The sequence below is a fragment of the Pseudomonas sp. genome, assembly GCF_041601375.1.
GTDB lineage: Bacteria > Pseudomonadota > Gammaproteobacteria > Pseudomonadales > Pseudomonadaceae > Aquipseudomonas.
In genome coordinates, this window is the sequence record NZ_JBFIIG010000273.1 from 1 (window position 1) to 3,946 (window position 3,946).

Genomic DNA, 3,946 nt, shown 5'->3' on the forward strand with positions numbered 1-3,946 from the left:
GCGGCGCAGGGCCCGCTTACCTGAGACCGCATACGGATGCGAAGCGCCGCGTAACCCGCCAACCCACGGTGAGTCGGCGACAGACCATGGCGGGTTACGGCGCGCCCGGCTTCGCTGGCAACCGTAGATCGACTGCCACGCGCCTAACCCGCCCTACGGGGATCGCGGCAATGAACAGGACCGCGATTAACCGTAGGGCGGGTTAGCGGCGCGGGGCCCGCTTACCTGAGACCGCATACGGATGCGAAGCGCCGCGTAACCCGCCAACCCACGGTGAATCGGCGACAGACCATGGCGGGTTACGCCGCGTCCGGTTTCGCGGGCAACCGTAGATCGACTGCCTCGCGCCTAACCTGCCCTACGGGGATCGCGGTAATGGATAGGACCGCGATTAACCAACGTTGTCGTGACACTTATGTCAACCGCTCAAACAGTCACGCCGTAATCGGCCAGCAGCGCGACGAACTGCTCTTCGTCTATCACTCGCACGTCCAGTTCGCTGGCCTTGGCCAGCTTGGAGCCGGCCCCTGGCCCGGCAACTACGCAGGCGGTCTTGGCCGATACCGAGCCGGCCACCTTGGCGCCCAGGCTTTCCAGTTTGTCCTTGGCCACATCGCGGCTCATGATTTCCAGGCTGCCGGTCAGCACCCAGGTCTGGCCGGCCAGGGGCAAGCCTTCGACGGCTTTCTTCTCGCTCTGCCAATGCATGCCGAACTCGCGCAACTGCGCCTCGATGGCGCGTGCATGTTCGACATTGGCCGGATTGGCGAAGAATTCGCGTAGCGCCTGTTTGCCCTTCTCGTTGAGGCCCTTCATCACGCTCAGCTCCAGCCAGTCCTGGCTGAGCTCGATCACCCGTTCGAGACTGCCGGCCTTGTCCGCCAGGTTCTTCGCCCCGGTGACGGCAATGCCGGCGATATTCAGTTTGCCGAGCAAGTCCGCCAGGGTCGCACAGCCCGCGAACTCCGGGTGCACCTCGCCCTCCTCCTGCAGCTCGATGCCGCGCTCAAGCAACTCGGCGATCACCTTGCGGTTGTGCGAGTCACGGAAAAAGCTGTGAATCTCATAGGCGACTTCCAGACCGACATCCGGCAGGTAGGTCAGCACTTCCGGCAGCGCCTGCTCTATGCGTCGCAACGAAGCCAGCGCGCGGGCCAGCACCTTGGCGGTTTCCTCGCCGACATCGGGGATGCCGAGGGCGTAGATGAAGCGCGCCAGACTCGGTTTGCGGCTGGCGGCGATGGCCGCCAGCAGGTTGTTGCTCGACAGTTCGGCAAAACCGTCCAGGCCGACAATCTGTTCGAACTTCAGGGTGTACAGATCCGCCGGCGAGCCGACCAGCCCTTCGTCGACCAGTTGCTCGACGCTCTTCTCGCCCAGGCCATCGATGTCCATGGCACGACGCGAGACGAAATGGATGATCGCCTGCTTGAGCTGGGCCGCACAGGCCAGGCGGCCGACGCAGCGGTAGATCGAGCCAGCGCTGAACGACTCCTTGCCCTTGCTGCGCTTGACCAGCTGGGTGCGCTCGACGCGGGAGCCGCATACCGGACAGTTCTCGGGGATCTGCACCGCTCGTGCATCGGCCGGACGCCGCTCGGCCACCACCTGCATGACCTGCGGGATCACGTCACCAGCGCGGCGGATGATCACCGTATCGCCGATCATCAGCCCCAGCCGCGCCACTTCGTCCATGTTGTGCAGGGTCGCATTGGATACCGTGACACCCGCCACCTTGACCGGCTTCAAGCGCGCCACCGGGGTGACGGCACCGGTGCGACCGACCTGGAACTCGACATCCAGCAGCTCGGTCAGCTCCTCCATCGCCGGGAACTTGTGGGCGATGGCCCAGCGCGGCTGACGCGCGCGAAAGCCCAGTTCGCGTTGATAGGCCAGGTTATTGACCTTGAACACCACGCCGTCGATTTCATACGGCAGCGCATCACGCTTCTCGCCGATGGCGCGGTAATAGGCCAGGCACTCCTGCACCCCTTTGGCCAGCTTCAGCTCGGGACTGATCGGCAGGCCCCAGCCCTTGAGCGCTTTGAGAATGCCGATATGGCTGTCCGGCAACTCGCCCTGGACCTGGCCGATGCCGTAGCTGCACAACTGCAGCGGACGACTGGCAGTGACCTTCGGGTCGAGCTGGCGCAGGCTGCCCGCCGCGGCGTTGCGCGGGTTGGCAAAAGGCTTGCCGCCGTTTTCCAGTTGCCGGGCATTCAACGCCTCGAAGCCGGCCCGGGAGATAAACACTTCGCCGCGCACTTCCAGAACTGGCGGCCAGCCGCTGCCCTGTAGCTTGAGCGGGATATTGCGAATGGTGCGCACATTGACGCTGATGTCCTCGCCGGTGCTGCCGTCGCCACGGGTAGCGCCGCGCACCAGCAGACCATCGCGATACAGCAGGCTGACGGCCAGACCGTCGAGCTTGGGCTCGCAGCTGTACTCAACCTCGGCACCGCCGCCGAACAGATCGCCGGACGGCAGGTCCAGCAACTCACGCACGCGGCGGTCGAAGTCCAGCAGCTCGGCCTCCTCGAAGGCGTTGCCGAGGCTGAGCATCGGTATTTCGTGCTTGACCTCGCCGAAGGCGCTCAAGGCAGTGCCGCCGACGCGCTGGGTCGGCGAATCCGGTGTCACCAACTGCGGATGCTCGGCTTCCAGCGTCTTGAGTTCGTTGAACAGTCGGTCGTACTCGGCGTCCGGCACGCTCGGCTCGTCGAGTACGTAATAGCGGTAGTTGTGCGCATCGAGTTCGCTACGCAATTGGGCGATGCGTTCGGCGGCGGTCTGGGTGGCGGACATAATTCACAAGCCGTAGCTGCAGGCGTGAAACTGGAAGCGGTTGCCGGGTGTTTCCGGCCCTGGTCTCCAGTTCAACCTTTGGTTGATATTCAGGCGCAGGATTCTAGCCGTTTGCAGGCCAGCCTGCCTTGGCTATGTGGGCGCGGGGCTTGTGCCGCTGAACAGAGCGGGCAAGCGGGAGCCGAAAAACCAAAAGCATCGCGCCAGGGCGGCCACAGGTTTGTGTAATGTCTGACGGGCGGGCTGGAACAGCATCAATCTCCCGTCAGCAGTACCGGAGAAGTCGAAGGCGGCGTTGTACCGACAGGTCCATCCCCTGTCCTTGACGCCGGCGATGAATCTATCAGTTATATGCAATAGCTGGGCGCTCCGGGTGGAGTGGGTACTGGCCGGAATTACGGGCCGTGCAGTCTTTTTGCCGCTACCGTCAGGACGAGTTAAACTCACCCACATCCCAACCGGAGGCCCGCCATGAGCGTTCAGCTTTCCCCCATCGTTTCTGAATTCGAGACCGAAGAGCAAGCGGCCAGCTATGACCGCTGGTTCCGTGCCAAGGTGCTGGATGCAATCGACAGCACTAAGCCACGCCTACCTCACGACGAAGCAATGGCGAAAGTACAGGCTGCTCTGGAAGAGCGCAGGAAGGTTCGCGCAAACCGTTCGTTGGACTGACGAGGCCACCACCGACTTGGTGGAAATCATCGACTATATCGAACAGCGCAACCCTCTAGCGGCCGAGGCGCTACATGCCGCCATTTTGAGAACTGTCGAGGGTCTTCCATCTGCCCCCTACTTGTTCCGCTCGGGCCGCGTGCGAGGTTCCCGCGAATGTGTCGTGCATCCCAACTACCTGGTGATTTATCAGGTCGGGACAGGCAGCATCGACGTGCTGCGCGTCTTGCACGCCCGCCAGGAATACCCTTAGCTACTGCGATCCGTTCGCGGCAATGCGGGCCGCAGGAGCGCCAAAAAAGCCAAAGCACCGCACCGGGGGCGGCCCCTCTCATCAAACAAAATATATCTCATTGATTTTATTGATTATTGTAGGAGCGGCTTTAGCCGCGAATTCTTCGTGGCACAGCAAAGCTTCGCGGCTGAAGCCGCTCCTACAGGTACCCACAAGCCGACAGACACGATTGCC

Annotated in this window: 3 protein-coding genes; 2 read left to right on the forward strand and 1 reads right to left on the reverse strand. The window is 62.8% G+C overall.

Annotated elements, in window-relative coordinates:
• Positions 1–426: 426 nt before the first annotated feature.
• Positions 427–2,805: an NAD-dependent DNA ligase LigA gene (gene ligA / locus ABZE94_RS20840; RefSeq protein ID WP_372878054.1), complete on the reverse strand. Its 2,379-nt coding sequence runs from the start codon at positions 2,803–2,805 to the stop codon at positions 427–429.
• A gap of 471 nt (positions 2,806–3,276) precedes the next feature.
• On the opposite strand from ligA, the gene ABZE94_RS20845 reads away from it, so the two are divergent.
• Both ABZE94_RS20845 and ABZE94_RS20850 read left to right on the forward strand, forming a co-directional pair.
• A complete protein-coding gene (locus ABZE94_RS20845; protein ID WP_372878056.1) occupies positions 3,277–3,477 on the forward strand; it encodes a stability determinant in 201 nt (66 codons plus the stop codon).
• 16 nt (positions 3,478–3,493) lie between these two features.
• Positions 3,494–3,730 (forward strand): type II toxin-antitoxin system RelE/ParE family toxin, encoded by a 237-nt coding sequence (locus ABZE94_RS20850; protein ID WP_372878058.1) that lies wholly within the window; start codon positions 3,494–3,496, stop codon positions 3,728–3,730.
• The last annotated feature ends 216 nt before the right edge of the window (positions 3,731–3,946 follow it).